The sequence below is a fragment of the Actinacidiphila oryziradicis genome (assembly GCF_005047355.1).
GTDB lineage: Bacteria > Actinomycetota > Actinomycetes > Streptomycetales > Streptomycetaceae > Actinacidiphila > Actinacidiphila oryziradicis.
In genome coordinates this window covers 57,547-76,292 of the sequence record NZ_SUMC01000017.1, presented here as the reverse complement: position 1 = coordinate 76,292, position 18,746 = coordinate 57,547, and the positions used below count along the sequence as shown (strand labels likewise).

Sequence of the window (18,746 nt, the reverse complement as noted above, 5' to 3'; positions counted from 1 at the left end):
GTACCGGCGCCCCGTCGATCAGCGCGCCCTGGCCGCGCCGGGCGACGGCCGTCCGGCCGGGTGCCGGGTGCGGGCTGCCACAGCGTCGGACACAGAATCAGCATCGATGATGATCACGCGGGTCACTCAACCAGACGAGCGGCCCGCGCCGTGGCGCGAGCCGCTCGTGGTGAAGATTGCGCGGGGACCGCCGCACCCCCGGTTGTCCGGGGGGCGGGACGACGGCGGTCCCCGCGAGGGACGCGGACCGGGTCAGGGCCGGGCTCTCGCATCCAGGGCAACCATGGATTCCGGGAGCCGCTCCGGAGGTCCTTGGCGCCACATTCTTGGGTTGTCGTCCTGCTGACATCCACCAATGTGCCGGACTCGTGTTAAGCGCGTGCTGCCGGTACGTGACACTGATGTACCACTTCGGCGAAGTTCTCCGACATGGCCGCGGGCGTTCTACTTCGCCGCGTCCTGCGCCAGGAACGCGAGCAGGTCCTGCCGGCTGACGACACCCGTCGGCTTGCCCTCCACCAGCACGATCGCCGCGTCCGCCACTCCGAGGACCGCCATCAGGTCGCCGACCGGCTCACCCGAGCCGACCTGCGGAAGCGGGGCACACATGTGCTGCTCCAGCGGGTCGTCGAGGGTGGCGCGCTTGGTGAACAGCGCGTCGAGCAGCTCGCGCTCCACGACGGAGCCGATGACCTCCGCCGCCATGACATCCGGGTGGCCGGCGCCCGGCTTGACGATCGGCATCTGCGAGACGCCGTACTCGCGCAGCACCTCGATCGCCTGGCCGACCGTCTCGTCGGGGTGCATGTGCACAAGGTGCGGGATGCCGCCGTCCTTGCGGTCCAGGACGTCGCTGACGCGCGCCTGCTGGCCGCCCTCCTCCAGGAAGCCGTAGTCGGCCATCCACTCGTCGTTGAAGATCTTCGACAGATACCCGCGCCCGCTGTCCGGCAGCAGTACGACCACCACGTCGTCCGGCCCGAGCCGCTCCGCGACGCGCAGCGCCGCCACGACCGCCATCCCGCAGGAGCCGCCGACCAGCAGGCCCTCCTCCTTCGCGAGCCGCCGGGTCATCTGGAAGGCGTCCTTGTCGGAGACCGCGACGATCTCGTCCGCCACCGTGCGGTCGTACGCGGTCGGCCAGAAGTCCTCGCCGACGCCCTCGATCAGATACGGCCGCCCGGAGCCGCCGCTGTAGACGGAGCCCTCGGGGTCGGCGCCGATGACCTGGACCCGGCCCTCGCTGGCGTCCTTCAGATACCGGCCGGTGCCGGAGATGGTGCCGCCGGTGCCGACGCCCGCCACGAAGTGGGTGATCTTCCCCTCCGTCTGCTGCCACAGCTCGGGACCGGTGGACTCGTAGTGGGACAGGGCGTTGTTGGGGTTGCTGTACTGGTCGGGCTTCCAGGCGTTCGGCGTCTCCGCGACCAGCCGGTCCGAGACGTTGTAGTACGAGTCCGGGTGCTCCGGATCCACGGCCGTCGGGCAGACCACGACCTCGGCGCCGTACGCCCGCAGCACATTGATCTTGTCCGTGGACACCTTGTCCGGGCAGACGAAGACGCAGTGGTACCCCTTCTGCTGCGCGACGATCGCCAGCCCGACCCCGGTGTTCCCCGAGGTCGGCTCCACGATCGTGCCACCGGGCTTGAGCTGCCCGCTCTCCTCCGCCGCCTCGATCATGCGCAGGGCGATACGGTCCTTGACCGAGCCGCCGGGGTTGAAGTACTCGACCTTGGCCAGGACGGTCGCCTGAACCCCCGAGGTCACATTGTTCAGCCGTACCAGCGGGGTGTTGCCGACAAGGCTGATCATCGAGTCGTGGAACTGCACCGTTGTCTCCGGGTTCTCCGAGATTGTGAGGCCAGAGTAAGCGCAAAACCGCTTGCCCCGGGCCGTCTGTCAGCTCAACGCGCCTCAGCGGCCCCATGACGCTTCACGCGCCTGTGACATACCGGACGGTAGAGTCCGCAGCGGCGCGTCCAAGACACCTGGGGGTGTGAAATGCCCGAGGAGCAGCGTCTCTACACGGCCGCGCTGAGCCGGATCGCCGCCGCGGAGGCCGAGCTGGCAGAGGTGCGCGACGTCGTGACCGCCCTCGCCGCCGGGCCCCCGCAGCAGCCCCGCAGCTGGCCGCCCGACCTTGCGGAGGTCCTCTATGGCCGGGCCGAGCAGGAGCACCGCATCGACCAGCTCCAGCGCGAGGCCCGCAAGGAGGTGCTGACCTTTGTCCGGCCCCCTTACGTCATGCAGGGCAACCCCGTGCAGGAGGAGCGGCTCGCCGCGGGCATCGTCTACCGCTCCCTGTACGAGAACAGCGCGCTGACCCACCCGGGCGCCACCGAACTGCCCGGCTTCGTGCCGCCCGGCGAGCAGGCCCGCGCCACCCCGCGGGTGCCGCTGAAGCTGATGATCGTCGACAATGAGCACGCCCTCCTCCCGCTGGTCAGCGGCCATAGCGACTTCACCTCAGGTGGTCTGCTCCTGCTCCACCAGTCGGTCGTACTCGACGCCCTCATCGAACTCTTCGAGGACCGCTGGCTGCGCGGCACACCGCTGCGCTTCCCCACCGGCGACCCCGATCCCGGCCTCCCCGTCTCCCCGGCCCTCGACGCACAGCTGCTCTCCCTCCTCATGTCCGGCCTGCCCGACAAGGCGATCGCCGGCCAGCTCGGCATCTCGCTGCGCACCCTCCAGCGCCGCATCCGCGGCCTCATGGAGTCCACCGGCACCGCCAACCGGACGCAGCTCGCCTGGTACGTGGCGCAGCAGCGGCTGGCGTAATGGGCGTTGCAGGGGACACATGATTGGGCAACAAATTGTTGTACGGATACCTCAGACCTTCGGGAGGTGGACCCGCTAGATGTCGAGAGCAAGGGTGGCCCGGCGCATCGCGACCGCTGCGGCATACGGAGGCGGTGGCATCGGACTGCTGGGCGGAATGGCCGTCGGCGTTCTGCTCACCGAGATGCAGCTGGCGCGAAAGGTCGTCGGCGGCTCGGCGGACGTACCGCCGCGTGCGGACGGCCGCTACGGCGCGGCGTTCGCCCGTCCGGGGCAAGAGCCGCCGGTCCGGCTGGGGTTCCTCGGCGACTCGACGGCCGCCGGCCAGGGCGTGGCGCTGGCCGGCGAGACCCCGGCCGCGCTGGTCGCGTCGGGGCTGGCGGCCGTCGCGGAGCGGCCCGTACAGCTGGTGAACGTGGCGAATCCCGGCGCGCAGTCCACCGACCTGGCGCGCCAGGTCTCCCTCCTTCTGGACCCGCAGTCGCCGCACCCCAACGTCTGCGTGATCATGATCGGCGCGAATGACGTCACCCAGCGGATGCCCCCGGCGAAGTCGGTCCGGCTCCTCGCCGACGCCGTACGGCGGCTGCGCGACGCGGGGTGCGAGGTCATCGTCGGGACGTGCCCCGACCTGGGGTCGGTCGAACCGGTGTACCAGCCGCTTCGCTGGGTCGCCCGCCGGCTGAGCCGCCAGCTGGCCGCCGCGCAGACCATCGCCGTGGTCGGCCTCGGTGGCCGTACGGTGTCGCTCGGTGCTCTGCTCGGGCCCGAGTTCGAGGCCCGGCCCCGCGAAATGTTCGGCCCGGACAACTACCACCCTTCCGCCGAGGGGTACGCGACGGCCGCGATGGCCATGCTCCCGACCGTCTGCGCCACGCTCGGGCTCTGGCCCGCGCAGGACGAGCGGCCCGACTCCCGGCGCGGCGAGGGCTTCCTGCCCGTGGCCCAGGCCGCCGTCGAAGCCGCCGCCGAAGGCGGCACCGAAGTCACCGCCGCCACCGGCACCGTCTCCGGCTCCGGTCCCCGCGGCCGCTGGGCCCTGCTCAAACGGCGCCGCCGCCACCGCCTCACCCCCACCGAACCCGCCCCGGCCTGACGCTTCGCGCTGCGCTGAGCGGGGACGCGGGCGGTGCCCAGCTGTGTGGGTGGGCCGGTGGTGGGGCGGGCCCACCGGCCGGTGGGGGGTGAGGCAAACCCCCCACCCCGACACCCGCCCTAAGCGATCGCTCAGAAAGAGGCCCGCGTCACAGCGCGCAGAACGTGACTCATTCGATACGCGCAGGTAACTTCGCAGGGAGTCCCGAGAGAGTCCCGCCCCGCCGAGGAGCCCGCGATGCCCGAAGCCGTGATCGTCTCTGCCGCCCGTTCGCCGATCGGACGGGCGTTCAAGGGATCCCTGAAGGATCTCCGCCCGGACGATCTCACCGCCACGATCGTCCGGACCGCCCTCGCGAAGATCCCGCAGCTCGATCCGCGCGAGATCGACGACCTGATGCTGGGCTGCGGCCTGCCCGGCGGCGAGCAGGGCTACAACCTGGGCCGGATCGTCGCCGTACAGCTGGGTATGGACCACCTGCCGGGCTGCACGATCACCCGCTACTGTTCCTCGTCCCTGCAGACGACCCGGATGGCACTGCACGCCATCAAGGCGGGCGAGGGGGACGTGTTCATCTCGGCCGGCGTCGAGATGGTGTCCCGCAGCGTCAAGGGCAGCTCCGACGGGCTGCCGGACACGAAGAACCCGCTCTTCGCAGAGGCGGAGGGCCGCACCACCGCCCGCGCCGAACAAGGCGCCGGCGAATGGCACGACCCGCGCGAGGACGAGCTGCTCCCGGACCCGTACATCGCGATGGGGCAGACGGCGGAGAATCTGGCGGCGCTGAAGGGCATCACGCGTCAGGAGCAGGACGAATTCGGTGTGCGGTCCCAGAATCTCGCCGAGGAAGCCATCAAGAACGGCTTCTGGGAGCGCGAGATCACTCCGGTGACCCTCCCGGACGGGACCGTCGTCTCGAAGGACGACGGCCCGCGCGCCGGGGTCACCCTCGAAGCGGTGCAGGGCCTGAAGCCGGTCTTCCGCCCCGACGGCACGGTGACGGCGGGCAACTGCTGCCCGCTCAATGACGGCGCCGCGGCCCTCGTGATCATGTCCGACTCGAAGGCGCGCGAGCTGGGCATCACGCCGCTGGCCCGAGTGGTGTCGACCGGCGTGTCCGGCCTGTCGCCGGAGATCATGGGCTACGGCCCGGTGGAGGCGTCCACGCAGGCGCTGCGGCGCGCCGGGCTGGGCATCGGCGACATCGACCTGGTCGAGATCAATGAGGCCTTCGCGGCCCAGGTCATCCCTTCCTACCGGGGCCTCGGTATCGACATCGACCGCCTCAATGTGAATGGCGGGGCCATCGCTGTCGGACATCCGTTCGGTATGACCGGCGCCCGTATCACCACCACCTTGATCAATTCCCTTCAGCACCACGACAAGCAGTTCGGCCTGGAGACGATGTGCGTCGGCGGTGGCCAGGGCATGGCCATGGTTATCGAACGTCTTTCCTAAAATCGAGCGTGTGACCCGAATCGCAATAGAAGCGCCCCCGGGATGTGATTTTCTCTCCTGGGGCGCGCTTCTACGCAGGTCAGGTGGGCCCTCCTCATTCGGGCGAGGGTCAAAGATCCGCCCAAATGGTGACGTTCCGCAGTGCAAAGGCCAAGGGTTTCAGTGCACAGTTATGGAACGGAAGGACGAACCTGCTCGGGATTGCACAGTCGGGAGTACACCAGTGAGCGCCATGTTCCTCGTTCTGCTTACGGCCGCGGGAGCTGCCGGGGCCGTGGGGTCTGTCGCCCTGCTCTCGGCACACGGACTGCGCCGGGAACTCGCCGCCCTGCGCGCGGACCTCGCCGCAGCCCGGGCGGCCATCGCCGTACCCAGGGCCCGTACGGCCCCCGACACCACCGACATACGCGCCGCCGTCGCCGACGCACTCGCCGACGAGCGCGAGCGGGAGCTCTCCGAGGCCCGCGCCTTCTGGGCCGCCCAGGAAGCCCGCGAGGGCGCCGACACGCCCTTCTTGGGCGCCACCGGGCCCGTGCCCGGTGCGGAGCACTCCGACTACGAGGTACTGCCCTTCGGGCCGTACATGCCCCGCCAGGCCGACCTCGCGGGCCTGGACTCCGGCGGCCTCCCGGCCCCGGCGCACCCCTCCAGCCCCGACTTCGGCTTCCCCTCCCCCGTCGTCGCCAACCAGGAGCAGACCGCCGAGCGCCTCGCCGAGCTCGCCGACGACGGCGTTCCCCTCGCCGATGTCCGCCCCGGCCCCCTCGGCACGCTCGACGTCTACGTCTTCGCCGACGGCACCACCCTCTGCATGACCCCAGGCCACCGCGAGACCGCCCTCCAGCTCTCCGACGCCCTCGACCGCGGCGAGATCCCCGTCCTCCTCGGCGGCTCGGCCATCGCCGGCGCCTACGCCCTGACCTTCACCTATGGCGAGGAGAGCGTCTACATCCTGGCGGACCGGGTAGTGGCGTCCCTCTGACGGCCAGGCCCAGGGCCTGGCCGCTGCGCCCGGGCAGGCCCTGGGCCCTGTCCGGGCGATCTCCGTGGGCGGGGTCTGGTGCCTGCGATCGCAAGGCGGAGGAAGGAAGCGACGCGGAGCATCGTTGACCGACGACAACGCCGCGAGCTCCCCCAGCTACCTCCCCCAGCCTTCGGCCGGGAGGTGCCCCCAGGAGGTGCCCCCAGTGCCAGGGCACGCGACGCCGCGGAGATCGCCCGGACAGGGACTAGAGGCCGCAGGCCTTGGCCACGGCCTCTACGCGCCGGACCGCCGCGTCCAGCCGCTCCTCGTACGCGGGATACGGCTCAAGCGCCGCCGCCAGCTCATGCCCCGCCACCGCGATCTGGTCGCCGACCACGAAAACCCCCTCGTCCGGAATGATCCGCACCTCGCGCCCGGGGAATTCGATCCGCTGCGCCTCGGCCGCCAGCTCACGGGCGAGCGCGAGACCCGCCTCCGCCACTGCGCCACGCAGGCGGCTCTGCGGCAGGGCGCGGAAGCGGCCGGCGAGCCGGTCCACAGCGCGGAGGAGAGTAGCGCAGTCGAGCATGAAGGGGAGCCTACCGGCGCGTACCCGCAAGAGGATGCCGCCGACTGTTGCCAATGGCCGACCGCTAAGGCACGGTGGGGTAACCGGCACACATACCGGAGGCGCCAATGTCAATGATCTTCTCCGAGGAAACCCACCGGAACCTGCTCTCCCGCATCCCACAATGCACTGGCCGCGAGGTCCGCGAATGGCTTCGCACGGTCGATGACGGCCCCGCATTCCTCCGCTTCGACGAGAAAGTCAGCTGGCTCCGCAGCGAGCACGACCTGTCCTATGGACACGCCAAGGCGATCGTCCACGAATACGACTTGAGGCGTGCCGCGCGCAAACTTCTGTAGCCCGCCTGCCCGCACGCATATGGCAACGGGCCCTGGAAGTCGTCGACTTCCAGGGCCCGTTGCCATAAGCCTGTCCCCCAACAGCGCCGGGGGCCTAGGGCCTGTCCGGCCGATCTCCGCGGCGTCGCGTGCCCTGGCACTGGGGGCACCTCCCAGCGGTAGCTGGGGGAGCTCGCGGCGTTGTCGTCAGTCGACGACGCTCCGCGTCGCCTCCCTCCTCCGCCTTGCGATCACAGGCGCCAGACCCCGCTCCTTCTCCCACGGAGATCGGCCGGACAGGCCCTAGTCGCGCAGGATGGAGATCAGCCGCAGCATCTCCAAGTAGATCCACACCAGGGAGAGCGTCAGCCCGAAGGCTGCCAGCCAGGACTCCCGCTGCGGGGCGCCGTACTGGATGCCGTCCTCGATCTGCTTGAAGTCCAGCGACAGGAAGAACGCACCGAGCAGCACGCCCACGATGGCGACAAGGATGCCGAGCCCACCGCTGCGCAGACCCAGGTCGGCGCCGAAGAGGCCCAGAACCATGTTGACGACCAGCAACAGCAGGAAGCCGATGGCGATCGCCATACCGATCCGCTGGTACCGGGCGGTGACCCGGATCAGCCGGGTCCGGTACGCGATGAGCATGCCCCCGGAGACCGCCATCGTGCTCAGTACGGCCTGCAGCGGCGCACCGGACCACTGCTGGTTGTAAAGCTCGCTGATCACCCCGAGGAAGATGCCCTCGAAGGCCGCGTATCCCAGGATCAGCGCGGGCACCGGCTCGCGCTTGAAGGACTGCACCAGGCCGAGCACCATCGCGATGAGCATGGCACCGATGGCGACGCCGAAGCTGCCCGCCAGCGCGAACCAGCCGACCGCGGCACCGACCGCCACCGTGCCGAGCGTCATGCCAGTGCGCATGACGACGTCGTCCATTGTCATGCGCCCGGTCTGCAGCGGGCCGGCCGGCGGGGCCTGGTACATCTGCTGCAACTGTTCGGGCGTACCGCTGTAAGGGTTCGGACCTCCGTAGGCCTGCTGCGGCTGCCCTCCGAAGCCCGCGTAGCCGCCGTCCCCGCGGGAGAATCCCCGCCGGGAGAAGATCGGGTTACTGCTCCTCATCGCACTCCTCCATGGCCGCACTGCACGGCTTCGATACACAGTAATGGATTGGCAAAGAAAATGGGCTGACCCAAGGGGATCAAGGGGGATCTTCCCCGGAATCGCCCTCTTAGGGGAAGAGGTGACCAGCGGGCGGACCGGCGCCGCCCGGGCAGGCCCCTTCGTAGGCTGGGCGGAACCGACCCGATCAAGCAGGAAACGGGGGACCGGTGCCCGCACGACGTGGAGTGCTCGGGGCCATCGGCTGTGCGACCGATGGGCTGGAAGAGTTGCGGACCGGGCTTGTGCGGCCCGCGATCGAGCACGGCTGGCAGGTGGCGGTGACCCTTACCCCGACCGCCGGCCGCTGGCTGCGCGACATCAGGGAGCTGGAGCTCCTGGAGAAGCTGACCGGCCTGCCTGTCCGCGACGAGCCCCGGCTGCCGTCCGAGGCCCGTCCCCATCCGTACGCCGACTGCTTGGTGGTCGCTCCGGCCAGCGCCAACACAGTGGCGAAGCTCGCGACCGGATTCGGCGACAACCAGGCCCTGACGCAAGTCGCCGAGGCGATCGGGACCCCTGGGGTGCCCGTCGTCCTCTTCCCGCGGATCAACGCCGCCCATGCCCGTCACCCCGCGTGGGAAGGGCACATCGCCGCGCTGCGGCGGGGCGGCGTCCGGCTCGTCCACGGCCCTGATGTGTGGCCGCTGCACGAGCCTCGCCGGGAACCGGGTAATGTGCGGATACCGTGGGCCGCGATCCTCGCGGCAGCGGAAAACGAAATTCATCGGCAATCAGGAGTGCAATCCTGAAGTGCGGGTACCTGGGCAGGAAGACCAAGTGCGCGCCCATGGCGGGAGAGTGCCCGGAACCGGACTCGAACCGGTACGCCCGCAAGGGGCAGCGAGGTTTAAGCTCGCCGTGTCTGCATTCCACCATCCGGGCAGGGCGACGCATGAGCGCGTCATGAGCCTATCCGGGAAGGCGGGTCGGCCAGGGGGGCGTCGGCGCCATGTTGTCTGATTTTATGGCCAACTGATGGGCCATCAGGCCGACTTTCGACGGTCGGCCACAGGCCGGGCCCCTGTGGGGCCCGGGCATAGGCCTCGCGCATGTGACGCGAAATCGCTTTCCCCCTGCAACGCGGTCCGGAGCGGCTGTCATTCGCAAGTGGGACGACGGCGTACATACGTCCCGTACCGAGGCACACGCCAACTGCCCCCGGACCGGGCCGGGTTCATCTTCGAGGCGTCCGGAACCGCAGCCGGCCCCCCGCGTCGGACGCGGAGGGCCGGGCCAGTTGGACTCCTTTCGTGCCAATCCGGGGGTTAGGTCAGCCAGTCCGCACGGGTGGGCGGCATTCCGGAATCCCCGCCGGACGGGGTGCGGGTGGCGAGCACCTGGTTGACGCCGATGCGGTTCTGCTCGAAGGACAGCGCCGAGGCGGCCATGTAGAGGCGCCAGACGCGGGCCCGGCCCGGAGTGGTGAGGCGGACGGCCTCGTCCCAGTGGGCCTCGATGTTGGCGACCCATTGGCGCAGAGTGAGGGCGTAGTGCTCGCGCAGCGCCTCGACGTCGCGGACCTCGAAGCCGGCCTCTTCCAGGCGGGAGACCGTGGAGCCGATCGGGGCGAGTTCACCGTCCGGGAAGACGTAGCGGTCGATGAACTTGTCGACTTCGTAGGCCCCCTCGTCGGCCTGCGGGCGGCGGGCGATCTGATGGTTGAGGAGCCGGCCGCCGGGCCGCAGGAGCCCGTACAGGACGGCGGCGTAGGCGCGGTACTGCTCCCGGCCGACGTGTTCGGCCATGCCGATGGAGGAGATGGCGTCGAAGGGGCCGTCGGAGACGGCCCGGTAGTCCTGGACCCGGATGTCGATACGGTCCGTCAGCCCGGCCTCGGCGATCCGCTTGCGGGCGTAGGCGGCCTGCTCGGTGGAGAGGGTGATGCCGGTGGCGTGGACGCCGTACTCCTCGGCGGCGTGCAGGACCATGGAGCCCCAGCCGCAGCCGACGTCGAGCAGCCGCTGGCCGGGCCGGAGGTCCAGCTTGCGGCAGATCAGGTCGAGCTTCGCGCGCTGGGCCTCTTCGAGGGTGCCCTCGCTGCCCCTCTCCCAGTAGGCGCACGAGTAGACCATGGACGGGCCGAGGACCAGCTCGTAGAAGTCGTTGCCCACGTCGTAGTGGTGACTGATCGCCGCCCGGTCGCGGCGCGGACTGTGCCGGCCGAAGCGGCGGCCCCGCCGCGCTTCCTCCGGCGGCGGCGCCGGGGCCGGTCCTGGACCGGCGAGCACGAGCGCCTCGCGCAGCGCGCCGAGGGCCTGCCGCAGCGGCGGCCGGCCCTCGTCGCCGCGGTGCCAGACCAGGGAGGACAGCTCGTCGAGCGCGCTGTAGAAGTCCCCGTCGATGTCAAGGTCCCCGGCCACCCAGGCCCGGGCCAGCCCCAGTTCGCCGGGCGACCAGAGCAACCGCCGGAGCGCTTTCCGGTTCCGTACGACCAACGCCGCCGGGGCGTCGGGGGGACCGGCCTCACTGCCGTCCCAGGCACGGATGCGGAGCGGGAAGGGGGAGCCGAGCGTTTGCTCGGCGAGTGCGGTCAGCCGTCCGGCCGCTTCAGCCATAGTGCGCACCTCCATCGGGAAGGGTTCCCATCCCTAGATAAACAGATGCACGTTACAACCTTAATCCCGATTGCAGCCTTCTGCCACGCCGAAGGGCGCCCGCGCCACGGATGGCGGACGCCCTTCGGAACGTACTGCCGGCTCGGCTGGTCAGGAAGCCTTGGCCTTCTCGGCCTCTGCCGGGGCCGGGACCATGGCCTTGGGGGCCGGGGCGGGCTTGGCGGCCTCGTAGAACTCCTCGCGGGGGTGCTCCATGGCACCGAGGGAGACGACCTCGCGCTTGAGGAACGCGGCGAGGGTCCAGTCCGCGAGGACCCGGAACTTGCGGTTGAAGGTCGGGACGGCCATGCCGTGGTAGCCACGGTGGAAGTACCAGGCGAGGCGGCCCTTGAAGCGGAGCTTGACCTTGCCGAACTTCAGCATGGCGACGCCCTTGTGCAGGCCGAGGCCGGCGACGGCACCCATGTTGCTGTGCTTGTACTCGTGCTGCGGGAAGCCGCGCATGCCGGAGATGACGTTGTCGCCGAGGACCTTGGCCTGGCGCAGCGCGTGCTGGGCGTTGGGCGGGCACCAGGCGCCGGGGCCGGTGGCGAGGTCGGGGACCTGGGCGTTGTCGCCGGCGGACCAGATGTAGTCGGCGCCCTGGACCTGGAGGGTCGGGGCGGTGTCGACATGGCCGCGCGGGCCGAGCGGGAGGCCGAACTTGGCGAGGGCGGGGTTCGGCTTGACGCCGGCCGTCCAGACGATCGTGGAGGCGTCCACCTCGAGGCCGTTGGCGAGGACCACGTGCTTGTCGACGCAGGACTTCATGGACGTGCTGAGGAAGACCTCGACGCCGCGCTCGCGCAGGTGCTCCAGACCCCAGGCGCCCAGTTCCGGGCCGACCTCGGGGAGGATCTTGTCGGCTGCGTCTACGAGGATGAACCGCATGTCCTCGCGGGTGACGTTCGGGTAGTACTTGGCGGCGTCGCGGGCCATGTCCTCGACCTCGCCAATGGTCTCCGCGCCCGCGAAGCCACCGCCGACGAAGACGAAGGTGAGCGCCTGGCGGCGGATGTCCTCGTCTTGCGTGGAGTCGGCCCTGTCGAGCTGCTCAAGGACGTGGTTGCGCAGGCCGATGGCCTCCTCGATGCCCTTCATGCCGATGCCGTTCTCGGCGAGACCGGGGATCGGGAAGGTGCGGGAGACCGCGCCGAGGGCTATGACCAGATAATCGAACGGCAGCTCGTAGGACTCACCCACGAGCGGCTCGACGACCGCGACCTTGCGGTCCTGGTCGATGCTTGTGACCCGGCCGGTGAGGACCTCCGCCTTGGGGAGCACACGGCGAAGCGGCACCACGACATGGCGGGGAGAGATGCTGCCGGCGGCGGCTTCGGGCAGGAAGGGCTGGTACGTCATATATGAACGCGGGTCGACGACTGTGACGGTCGCCTCGCCATAGCGCATCTTCTTAAGGATGCGCCGGGCCGCGTACAGGCCGACGTACCCACCGCCTACTACGAGGATCCTGGGACGCTCCGTTGTGCTCATGGAATCGAGTATCCAGCACCCCCCGGGGGGTAGCTCGTGAGCCCCTTCACAAGCTTCCCCATACCCTCTGCTACACTGCGCCGCTTCGTGATCAGAGCCACAACCCGGAGCGGGAACCCGGCGCATGGACCGGGCGTTGAGCGCCCCCTCTGAGCAGCGGCGATCGACATGTACGGACCCCTCGACGGGCGTCCTTAATGCCCCTGAAACACCCGCCCTCAGGGGGTCCTGGGGGCACCCCCGCCCCGGGATCCACGAAAAGTGGACCATGAGGCAGGAACTTCATGTGAAGAAATTCACGAAGTTCGTTTGTCAGGCGAGTGACCAGGCGATGCCGTCGAGGATGTCGTGCTCGCTCACCACGACTTCTTCGGCGCCGATCCGCTCCATGATCTGGAGCAGTACGAGCGCTCCGGCGCCGATGACATCCACCCGCCCGGGGTGGATGACGGGGTTCGCGGCGCGCTCCGCGTGGCTCGCCGACAGCAGCCACCCGGTGATCTCCCGGACCTGGCCGACGCTGACCCGGGAGTGGTGGATCGCCACCGGGTCGTACCCGGTCAGTCCCTGCGCGATCGCGGCCACGGTCGTCACCGACCCGGCCAGCCCGACGAGGGTGCGGGCCCGGGTCAGCGGGACCGTTTCCTCGGCCAGGTCCAGGGCGGCCTTGATGTCGGCCTTTATGGCCGCGATCGTGCCGGGGGTGGGCGGGTCGATGATTTCGCCGTCGCGGACGAGATGGCGTTCGGTCATCCGTACGCAGCCGATGTCGACCGAGCAGGCCGCCTCGACGGTCTCGTCACCCACCACGAACTCGGTCGAGCCGCCGCCGATGTCGACGACGAGATACGGCTTGGCCAGATGGTCGCGGCCCGCCAGCTCCTTCGTGGCGCCGGTGAAGGAGAACTCCGCCTCCTGCGCCCCCGTGATCACCTCGGGCTCGACGCCCAGGATGTCCACGACACCGCGTACGAAGTCCTCGCGGTTGGAGGCGTCACGGGACGCGGAGGTGGCGACGAAGCGCACCTGCTCCGCGCCGAGCTCCCTGATGACGGCGGCGTACTCGCGGCAGGCGGCGAAGGTACGCTCCAGCGCCTCGGGGGCGAGCCGGCCGGTGCGGTCCACGTCCTGGCCGAGCCGGACGATGGTCATCCGGCGGTCCAGGTCCTTGATGGCGCCGGTGGCGAAGTCGGCGTCGGCGACCAGAAGGCGGATGGAGTTGGTGCCGCAGTCGATGGCGGCCACGCGGGTCACTTGGCGTCTCCTTCCGGAGCTTCCGGGGTTGCCGGGGCGTCCCGGTCGAGCGGCTCGAACGCGAACCAGCCGCGATCGCCGCCCCCGCCGGAGCGGTGTACCTGCCAGCCGTCGGCCGGATCCGGCGGGCCGAGAGGCATAACGCACGGCCCCTTGCGCCACCACTCCGGCAGCATCGCGATGGCCTCGTCGCCCAGCGGGTTCACACCGGGGCCGGCGGCCAGCGAGTGGCCGACGAGGACGTGCAGGCACTTCACCCGGTCCGGCATGCCGCCGGCGCTCGGGAAGCCTTCCAGGACCTCGATGGCGTCGCGGCGCTCGATGTAGTCCTCGTGGGCACGCCGGTACGCGGCGGCCAGCTCCGGGTCCTCGGCGAGACGGGCCGTCATCTCCTTCATGACACCGTCGGCCTCCAGGGTGCCGATGGCGGAGGCGGCGCGCGGGCAGGTCAGGTAGTAGAGGGTCGGGAAGGGTGTCCCGTCCTCCAGCCTCGGGGCCGTCTCGACGACATCCGGGTTGCCGCACGGGCATCGGTGGGCGATGGCGCGCAGGCCGCGGGGCGGGCGGCCGAGCTGCTCCCTGAGCGCGGCGACGTCCGCGTCGGTCGGCGCGGTGGGCTCGGTCTTCGGCGGGGGCGTTTCCATGCCTGGAGGCTTCTCTTCGCTTCTCTTCGGACGGGGTCGTACGTGGCCGTGCGTGGCCGTGCGTGGTCGTCCGGGTCATTGACGGTCTGACGGATTCGGGTGCCGCGTCAGCGGCCGGCGGCGGTGTCCGTGTAGTCGACGCCGCTCCAGAGGTTGGCGTACCAGGGGTTCCGGGCGGCGCTCTCGTCCGAGGTGTGGCGCACGGAGGGCGAGGCGCTCGCGGAGGGGTCCACCATCGTATAGCCGGTCTCGCCCGGCATGACGTAGTGCAGATGCTCGCGCGCCTGCGCCTTGACGTACTCCGGATCCTGCCAGCGGGCCTTCTGCTCGCTGAGCTGGTCGACCTGCTTCTGCTCTTGCTTGGCCTGTTCGCGCTGGTCGTCGATTTGCGAGCGCTGGGCAACGTACTGCCGCATGGGGTAGGCAAGGGCGACGATCAGCGCGCACACGACGAGCGCGAGCAGCGCCGCACGGCCGGTGAGCTTGTTGCGCCGCACAGCCGGGCGCCCGCCGGTGGCCCGGTAGACGCGGGCCTGGGCCTGCGCGCCGAGGGCTCTCAGCCTGGTCGCGGTGGAAAAACGATCCGGCACTTGTCACCTCCCGTGGGGTTCCTGGTCAGGGCCTGTCCGGCCGCTACCGCTGGGGGCACCTCCTGGGGGCACCTCCCGGCCGAAGGCTGGGGGAGGTGGCTGGGGAAGGCATATCAGCTGCGGCGGCCGGACCGGCCACAGCCCGCCGGGCGGACTCCGAAGAGCCCGCCCGGCGCCGACGTCAGCCCTTGAAGCGCGGGAACGCGGAGCGGCCCGCGTAGACCGCCGCGTCGTCGAGGATCTCCTCGATGCGCAGGAGCTGGTTGTACTTGGCGACCCGCTCCGACCGCGCCGGGGCGCCCGTCTTGATCTGGCCGCAGTTCGTGGCGACAGCCAGGTCCGCGATGGTGACGTCCTCGGTCTCGCCCGACCGGTGCGACATCATGCACTTGTACCCGTTGCGCTGCGCGAGCTCCACCGCGTCGAGGGTCTCGGTGAGGGAGCCGATCTGGTTGACCTTGACCAGCAGCGCGTTGGCCGTGTTGTTGTCGATGCCCTTCTGCAGACGCTCCGGGTTGGTGACGAAGAGGTCGTCACCGACGATCTGCACCTTGTCGCCGAGCTGCTCGGTGAGGGTCTTCCAGCCGTCCCAGTCGTCCTCGAACAGCGGGTCCTCGATGGAGACCAGCGGGTACGCGTCGACGAGCTCGGCGTAGTACGCGGTGAGCTCGGCGGCGGAGAGGGCCTTGCCCTCGAACTCGTAACTGCCGTCCTTGTAGAACTCGGACGCGGCGACGTCCAGCGCGAGCCCGATGTCCTGGCCCGGGGTGTAGCCGGCCTTCTTGATGGCCTCGACGATGAGGTCGAGGGCGGCGCGGTTGGACTCGAGGTTCGGGGCGAAGCCGCCCTCGTCGCCGAGACCGGTGGACAGCCCGCGCTCCTTCAGGACCGCCTTGAGGGTGTGGTAGACCTCGGCACCCCAGCGCAGCGCCTCGGAGAAGGACTCCGCGCCGATCGGGGCGATCATGAATTCCTGGATGTCGACGTTCGAGTCCGCGTGCGAACCGCCATTGAGGATGTTCATCATCGGGACAGGCAGGACGTGAGCGTTCGGGCCGCCCAGGTACCGGAAGAGCGGCAGGTCGGAGGCCTCGGAGGCGGCGTGGGCCACGGCGAGGGAGACACCGAGGATGGCGTTGGCGCCGAGCGAGGACTTGTCCGGGGTGGCGTCCAGGTCGAACATCGCCTGGTCGATCAGGCGCTGCTCGGTGGCGTCGTAGCCGACCAGCTCCGGACCGATCTGCTCGATGACGGCCAGGACGGCCTTCTCGACACCCTTGCCCATGTAGCGGCTCTTGTCGCCGTCGCGGAGCTCAAGGGCCTCGAAGGCACCGGTGGAGGCGCCGGACGGGACGGCGGCCCGGCCGGTGCTGCCGTCGTCGAGGCCGACCTCGACCTCGACGGTGGGGTTGCCTCGCGAGTCGAGGATTTCCCGGGCTACGACGACGTCGATGGACGGCACGTGTGTCTCCTTTGGGGATGTCTCTTGTTTTTCGACACGAGCCTAACCGAAGGGAAAAGCCCCGGCCGGACACGCTCGGGGGAAGGCGTGCCCGGCCGGGGCGGCATGGGGTCGGATGCGACCTCTGTTCAGCTCAGCTTCAGCTGAGGTGCAGCTGCTGGCCCGGGTAGATGAGGTCGGCGTGGGCGACGATGTCCTTGTTCAGCTCAAGGAGCTTCTTCCAGCCACCGCCGACGTGCTGGGCTGCGGCGATCCTGGAGAGGGTGTCGCCGGAGACGACCTTGTACTCGCCGTTGCCCTTCTTCACCGTAACGGGCGCGGAGTAGGTGCGGGCCGGGGCCGAGGGGGTCCTGGCGGCGCGGTGCGTGGACCGGCCGGCCGCGGAGGAGTCGGTGTGGGCCGACGTTCCGCTGCTGCTGTTGCCGCTGCCGCTGCCGCTGCCGCTGCCGGTGTAGCCGCCGGAAGTCAGGCCGGTGCCGCAGACGGGCCAGGCGCCCTTGCCCTGGCTGGACAGGACCTTCTCCGCGACGGCTATCTGCGCTCCCTTGCCGGCCTGGTTGGCCTGCGAGGCGTAGGAGTGGCCGCCGTACGCGGCCCAGGTGGAAGAGGTGAACTGCAGGCCGCCGTAGTAGCCGTTGCCGGTGTTGATGGACCAGTTGCCGCCGGACTCGCACGAGGCGACCTTGTCCCACTGGGAGGTGGTGGCGGCGGAGGCGGAGGTGGCGGCGATCAACGGAGTGGTGATCGTGGCGGTGGCAACGGCACCGAGGGTGGCGTAACGAACGGCCTTGGAGGCACGACGAAGCATCAATTCAGTTCCTCACCGACGCCTGCGAGGTCAGCTGTCGGGTTCGGGCAGAGTGAGTTGCCCGGCAGCGCGTTGTCCGCGCTGCTTAACCCCAAGCCGGTTCCGCCCACTTGCGTGGCCGGACCCGGCGGCGAACCTTGGGTCCCCCGCTCCTGCCTACGGCGCTCTCGCGTCGACTGTTCCCGTCGGTCGGCGGCAGGACTCGGCGTTCCTGACCGGCGGGGCCCGCTGTGGCGAGCAGTCACGACGTTAAGCACGGGTTGCCGACGACCACAAACACCTCAAGATCACCAGCCAACCGTCTTTCCCCGCATGGGAATTGCACAGAATCCCAGGTCGGAGCGGACGATTCAGAGGCATTTACGGCCCCCGAACGCCCAACTGCCGGGAGAGCCTTGTCACATGCTCAACCGAGCCGAAGCAACTCTCCGGGGTGGATCACGCTCGCGTCGTGACCGATAACACCGGCGTTGTCCTTGTACAGCGCCCGCCATCCGCCGCTCACATCCTGTGCGGCGGCTATGCCACAGAGTGAGTCACCGACCTGCACGACGTATGTGCTGTCATTCGTCGCCGAGGTGGTGCGAAGTCCCTGGCTGGACGACACGACGCGCGGGATGGCCCCCGAGACGGTCTCCGCCAGATCCGGCACGGCACCGACGGCCCCGGCGCTCCCGGTGCTGCCGTTCGTGGCGGACGAGTGCGCCGGGGCCGGGGTCTGCGATTTGTGGCCCCGCGCGGGGCCGGCGGTCCCGGCCGTGGCCGCCGAGGACGGGGAGGCCGACGCGGAGGCGGACGGGCTCGGGGAGGCCGTTTCCGTAGCCGTCGGGGAGTGCGTGGGCGCGGTGGACACCGTGCCGTCTCCCGACCCCGCGGCCGGGTCCGAGGGGGACACCGAGCCCGGGTCGAGGCTCGGCATCCCGCCGCCCTGGGTCAGCCCGGCGGTGGTCGCGCAGCCCGGCCAGGCGTCGGGGCCCAGGACGGCGAGAATCTTCTCGGCGATGGTTATCTGCTGCGAAATGCTGGCCAGGTCCGGGCGGTCGGCGTAGACCGTGCCGCCGTACTCCGTCCAGGTCTCCTCACTGATCTGCAGGCCACCGTAGAAGCCGTTGCCGACGTTGGCGCTCCACAGGCCGTCGCTCTCGCAGGTCGCGACCGCGGTCCAGGTCGCGGTGTCCGCGGCCTGCGCGCCGGTCACAGCGAGGAACGGGAGGGCGATGCCGGCCCCCGTGACCGCGACCGCGACCACCGCGGTCGGGGCCTGGCGCGGTCGGCGGTGTCGGCCATGGCCGGAGGTGAGCATGCGATCGCCTTTCGGAGATTCTCAGAACACTGCGATGACCGCAGAACGTAGCGGTCCTGGCCATCGCATCACAAGCTGATGTAGCGATCATCACGCAGGGGTCACGGACCTGACTTGCCGTCACATCAGGATTGGCCCAGGGTCAGGTCAGGGGTACCCCCGATGGCCCAACTTTCCTTCGGGGCAGGGACGTTGACCCGTACCGGCCACCTGAATCCCCGG

Annotated in this window: 17 protein-coding genes, 1 tRNA gene and 1 riboswitch; of the genes, 6 read left to right on the top strand and 12 right to left on the bottom strand. The window is 70.0% G+C overall.

The annotated features are described in order from the left end of the window. Window positions 1-444: 444 nt before the first annotated feature. Window positions 445-1,833 carry a cystathionine beta-synthase gene (locus FCI23_RS19170; protein ID WP_136725130.1) on the bottom strand — a complete coding sequence of 463 codons (1,389 nt, stop codon included), beginning with the start codon at window positions 1,831-1,833 and terminating at the stop codon, window positions 445-447. 171 nt (window positions 1,834-2,004) lie between these two features. Between FCI23_RS19170 and FCI23_RS19165 the strand changes: the two genes are divergently transcribed. The 4 genes from FCI23_RS19165 (at window position 2,005) to FCI23_RS19150 (ending at window position 6,320) form a co-directional block, all read left to right on the top strand. Next, on the top strand, window positions 2,005-2,784 hold the full coding sequence (locus FCI23_RS19165; protein WP_136725129.1) for a helix-turn-helix transcriptional regulator: 780 nt from the start codon (window positions 2,005-2,007) through the stop codon (window positions 2,782-2,784). Window positions 2,785-2,863: 79 nt separating this feature from the next. Beyond that, on the top strand, window positions 2,864-3,880 hold the full coding sequence (locus FCI23_RS19160; RefSeq protein WP_246143830.1) for an SGNH/GDSL hydrolase family protein: 1,017 nt from the start codon (window positions 2,864-2,866) through the stop codon (window positions 3,878-3,880). A gap of 237 nt (window positions 3,881-4,117) precedes the next feature. Then, window positions 4,118-5,338: an acetyl-CoA C-acetyltransferase gene (locus FCI23_RS19155; RefSeq protein WP_136725128.1), complete on the top strand. Its 1,221-nt coding sequence runs from the start codon at window positions 4,118-4,120 to the stop codon at window positions 5,336-5,338. Window positions 5,339-5,570: 232 nt separating this feature from the next. Beyond that, window positions 5,571-6,320: a hypothetical protein gene (locus tag FCI23_RS19150; protein ID WP_407645993.1), complete on the top strand. Its 750-nt coding sequence runs from the start codon at window positions 5,571-5,573 to the stop codon at window positions 6,318-6,320. Window positions 6,321-6,567: 247 nt separating this feature from the next. Here FCI23_RS19150 and FCI23_RS19145 read toward each other — a convergent pair whose 3' ends face one another. Next, window positions 6,568-6,891, bottom strand: coding sequence for a hypothetical protein (locus FCI23_RS19145; protein WP_136725127.1), 324 nt, complete (start codon window positions 6,889-6,891; stop codon window positions 6,568-6,570). 107 nt (window positions 6,892-6,998) lie between these two features. Between FCI23_RS19145 and FCI23_RS19140 the strand changes: the two genes are divergently transcribed. Then, window positions 6,999-7,229: a DUF4287 domain-containing protein gene (locus FCI23_RS19140; RefSeq protein WP_136725126.1), complete on the top strand. Its 231-nt coding sequence runs from the start codon at window positions 6,999-7,001 to the stop codon at window positions 7,227-7,229. A gap of 282 nt (window positions 7,230-7,511) precedes the next feature. Here FCI23_RS19140 and FCI23_RS19135 read toward each other — a convergent pair whose 3' ends face one another. Next, the gene (locus FCI23_RS19135) at window positions 7,512-8,333 is read right to left on the bottom strand and encodes a Bax inhibitor-1/YccA family protein (RefSeq protein WP_136725125.1); all 822 of its coding nucleotides are present in this window, start codon (window positions 8,331-8,333) and stop codon (window positions 7,512-7,514) included. 209 nt (window positions 8,334-8,542) lie between these two features. On the opposite strand from FCI23_RS19135, the gene FCI23_RS19130 reads away from it, so the two are divergent. After that, a complete protein-coding gene (locus tag FCI23_RS19130) occupies window positions 8,543-9,124 on the top strand; it encodes a flavoprotein (RefSeq protein ID WP_211265398.1) in 582 nt (193 codons plus the stop codon). A 50-nt stretch (window positions 9,125-9,174) separates the two neighbouring features. Here FCI23_RS19130 and FCI23_RS19125 read toward each other — a convergent pair. The 9 genes from FCI23_RS19125 to FCI23_RS19085 all read right to left on the bottom strand — a co-directional run bounded on the left by FCI23_RS19125 (window position 9,175) and on the right by FCI23_RS19085 (window position 18,524). Continuing rightward, a tRNA-Leu gene (locus FCI23_RS19125) sits at window positions 9,175-9,257 on the bottom strand. Window positions 9,258-9,640: 383 nt separating this feature from the next. Next, complete coding sequence (locus tag FCI23_RS19120) at window positions 9,641-10,930, bottom strand: SAM-dependent methyltransferase (RefSeq protein ID WP_136725124.1); 1,290 nt, start codon at window positions 10,928-10,930, stop codon at window positions 9,641-9,643. Window positions 10,931-11,080: 150 nt separating this feature from the next. Beyond that, a complete protein-coding gene (locus FCI23_RS19115; protein ID WP_136725123.1) occupies window positions 11,081-12,463 on the bottom strand; it encodes an NAD(P)/FAD-dependent oxidoreductase in 1,383 nt (460 codons plus the stop codon). Window positions 12,464-12,775: 312 nt separating this feature from the next. Further along, a complete protein-coding gene (locus FCI23_RS19110; RefSeq protein ID WP_136725122.1) occupies window positions 12,776-13,717 on the bottom strand; it encodes a Ppx/GppA phosphatase family protein in 942 nt (313 codons plus the stop codon). Further along, window positions 13,714-14,361, bottom strand: a complete 648-nt coding sequence (locus FCI23_RS19105) for a DUF501 domain-containing protein (protein WP_136725121.1) — start codon at window positions 14,359-14,361, stop codon at window positions 13,714-13,716. Before FCI23_RS19105 ends, FCI23_RS19110 begins: the two co-directional genes overlap by 4 nt. A 107-nt stretch (window positions 14,362-14,468) precedes the next feature. After that, window positions 14,469-14,951, bottom strand: a complete 483-nt coding sequence (locus tag FCI23_RS19100; protein ID WP_136725120.1) for an FtsB family cell division protein — start codon at window positions 14,949-14,951, stop codon at window positions 14,469-14,471. A 181-nt stretch (window positions 14,952-15,132) separates the two neighbouring features. After that, complete coding sequence (eno, locus tag FCI23_RS19095) at window positions 15,133-16,413, bottom strand: phosphopyruvate hydratase (protein ID WP_136725119.1); 1,281 nt, start codon at window positions 16,411-16,413, stop codon at window positions 15,133-15,135. A gap of 139 nt (window positions 16,414-16,552) precedes the next feature. After that, the gene (locus tag FCI23_RS19090; RefSeq protein ID WP_136725118.1) at window positions 16,553-17,221 is read right to left on the bottom strand and encodes a LysM peptidoglycan-binding domain-containing protein; all 669 of its coding nucleotides are present in this window, start codon (window positions 17,219-17,221) and stop codon (window positions 16,553-16,555) included. A 4-nt stretch (window positions 17,222-17,225) separates the two neighbouring features. After that, window positions 17,226-17,395: riboswitch (cyclic di-AMP (ydaO/yuaA leader) on the bottom strand. A gap of 232 nt (window positions 17,396-17,627) precedes the next feature. Continuing rightward, window positions 17,628-18,524: a LysM peptidoglycan-binding domain-containing protein gene (locus FCI23_RS19085; protein WP_136725117.1), complete on the bottom strand. Its 897-nt coding sequence runs from the start codon at window positions 18,522-18,524 to the stop codon at window positions 17,628-17,630. Between the last annotated feature and the right edge of the window lie 222 nt (window positions 18,525-18,746).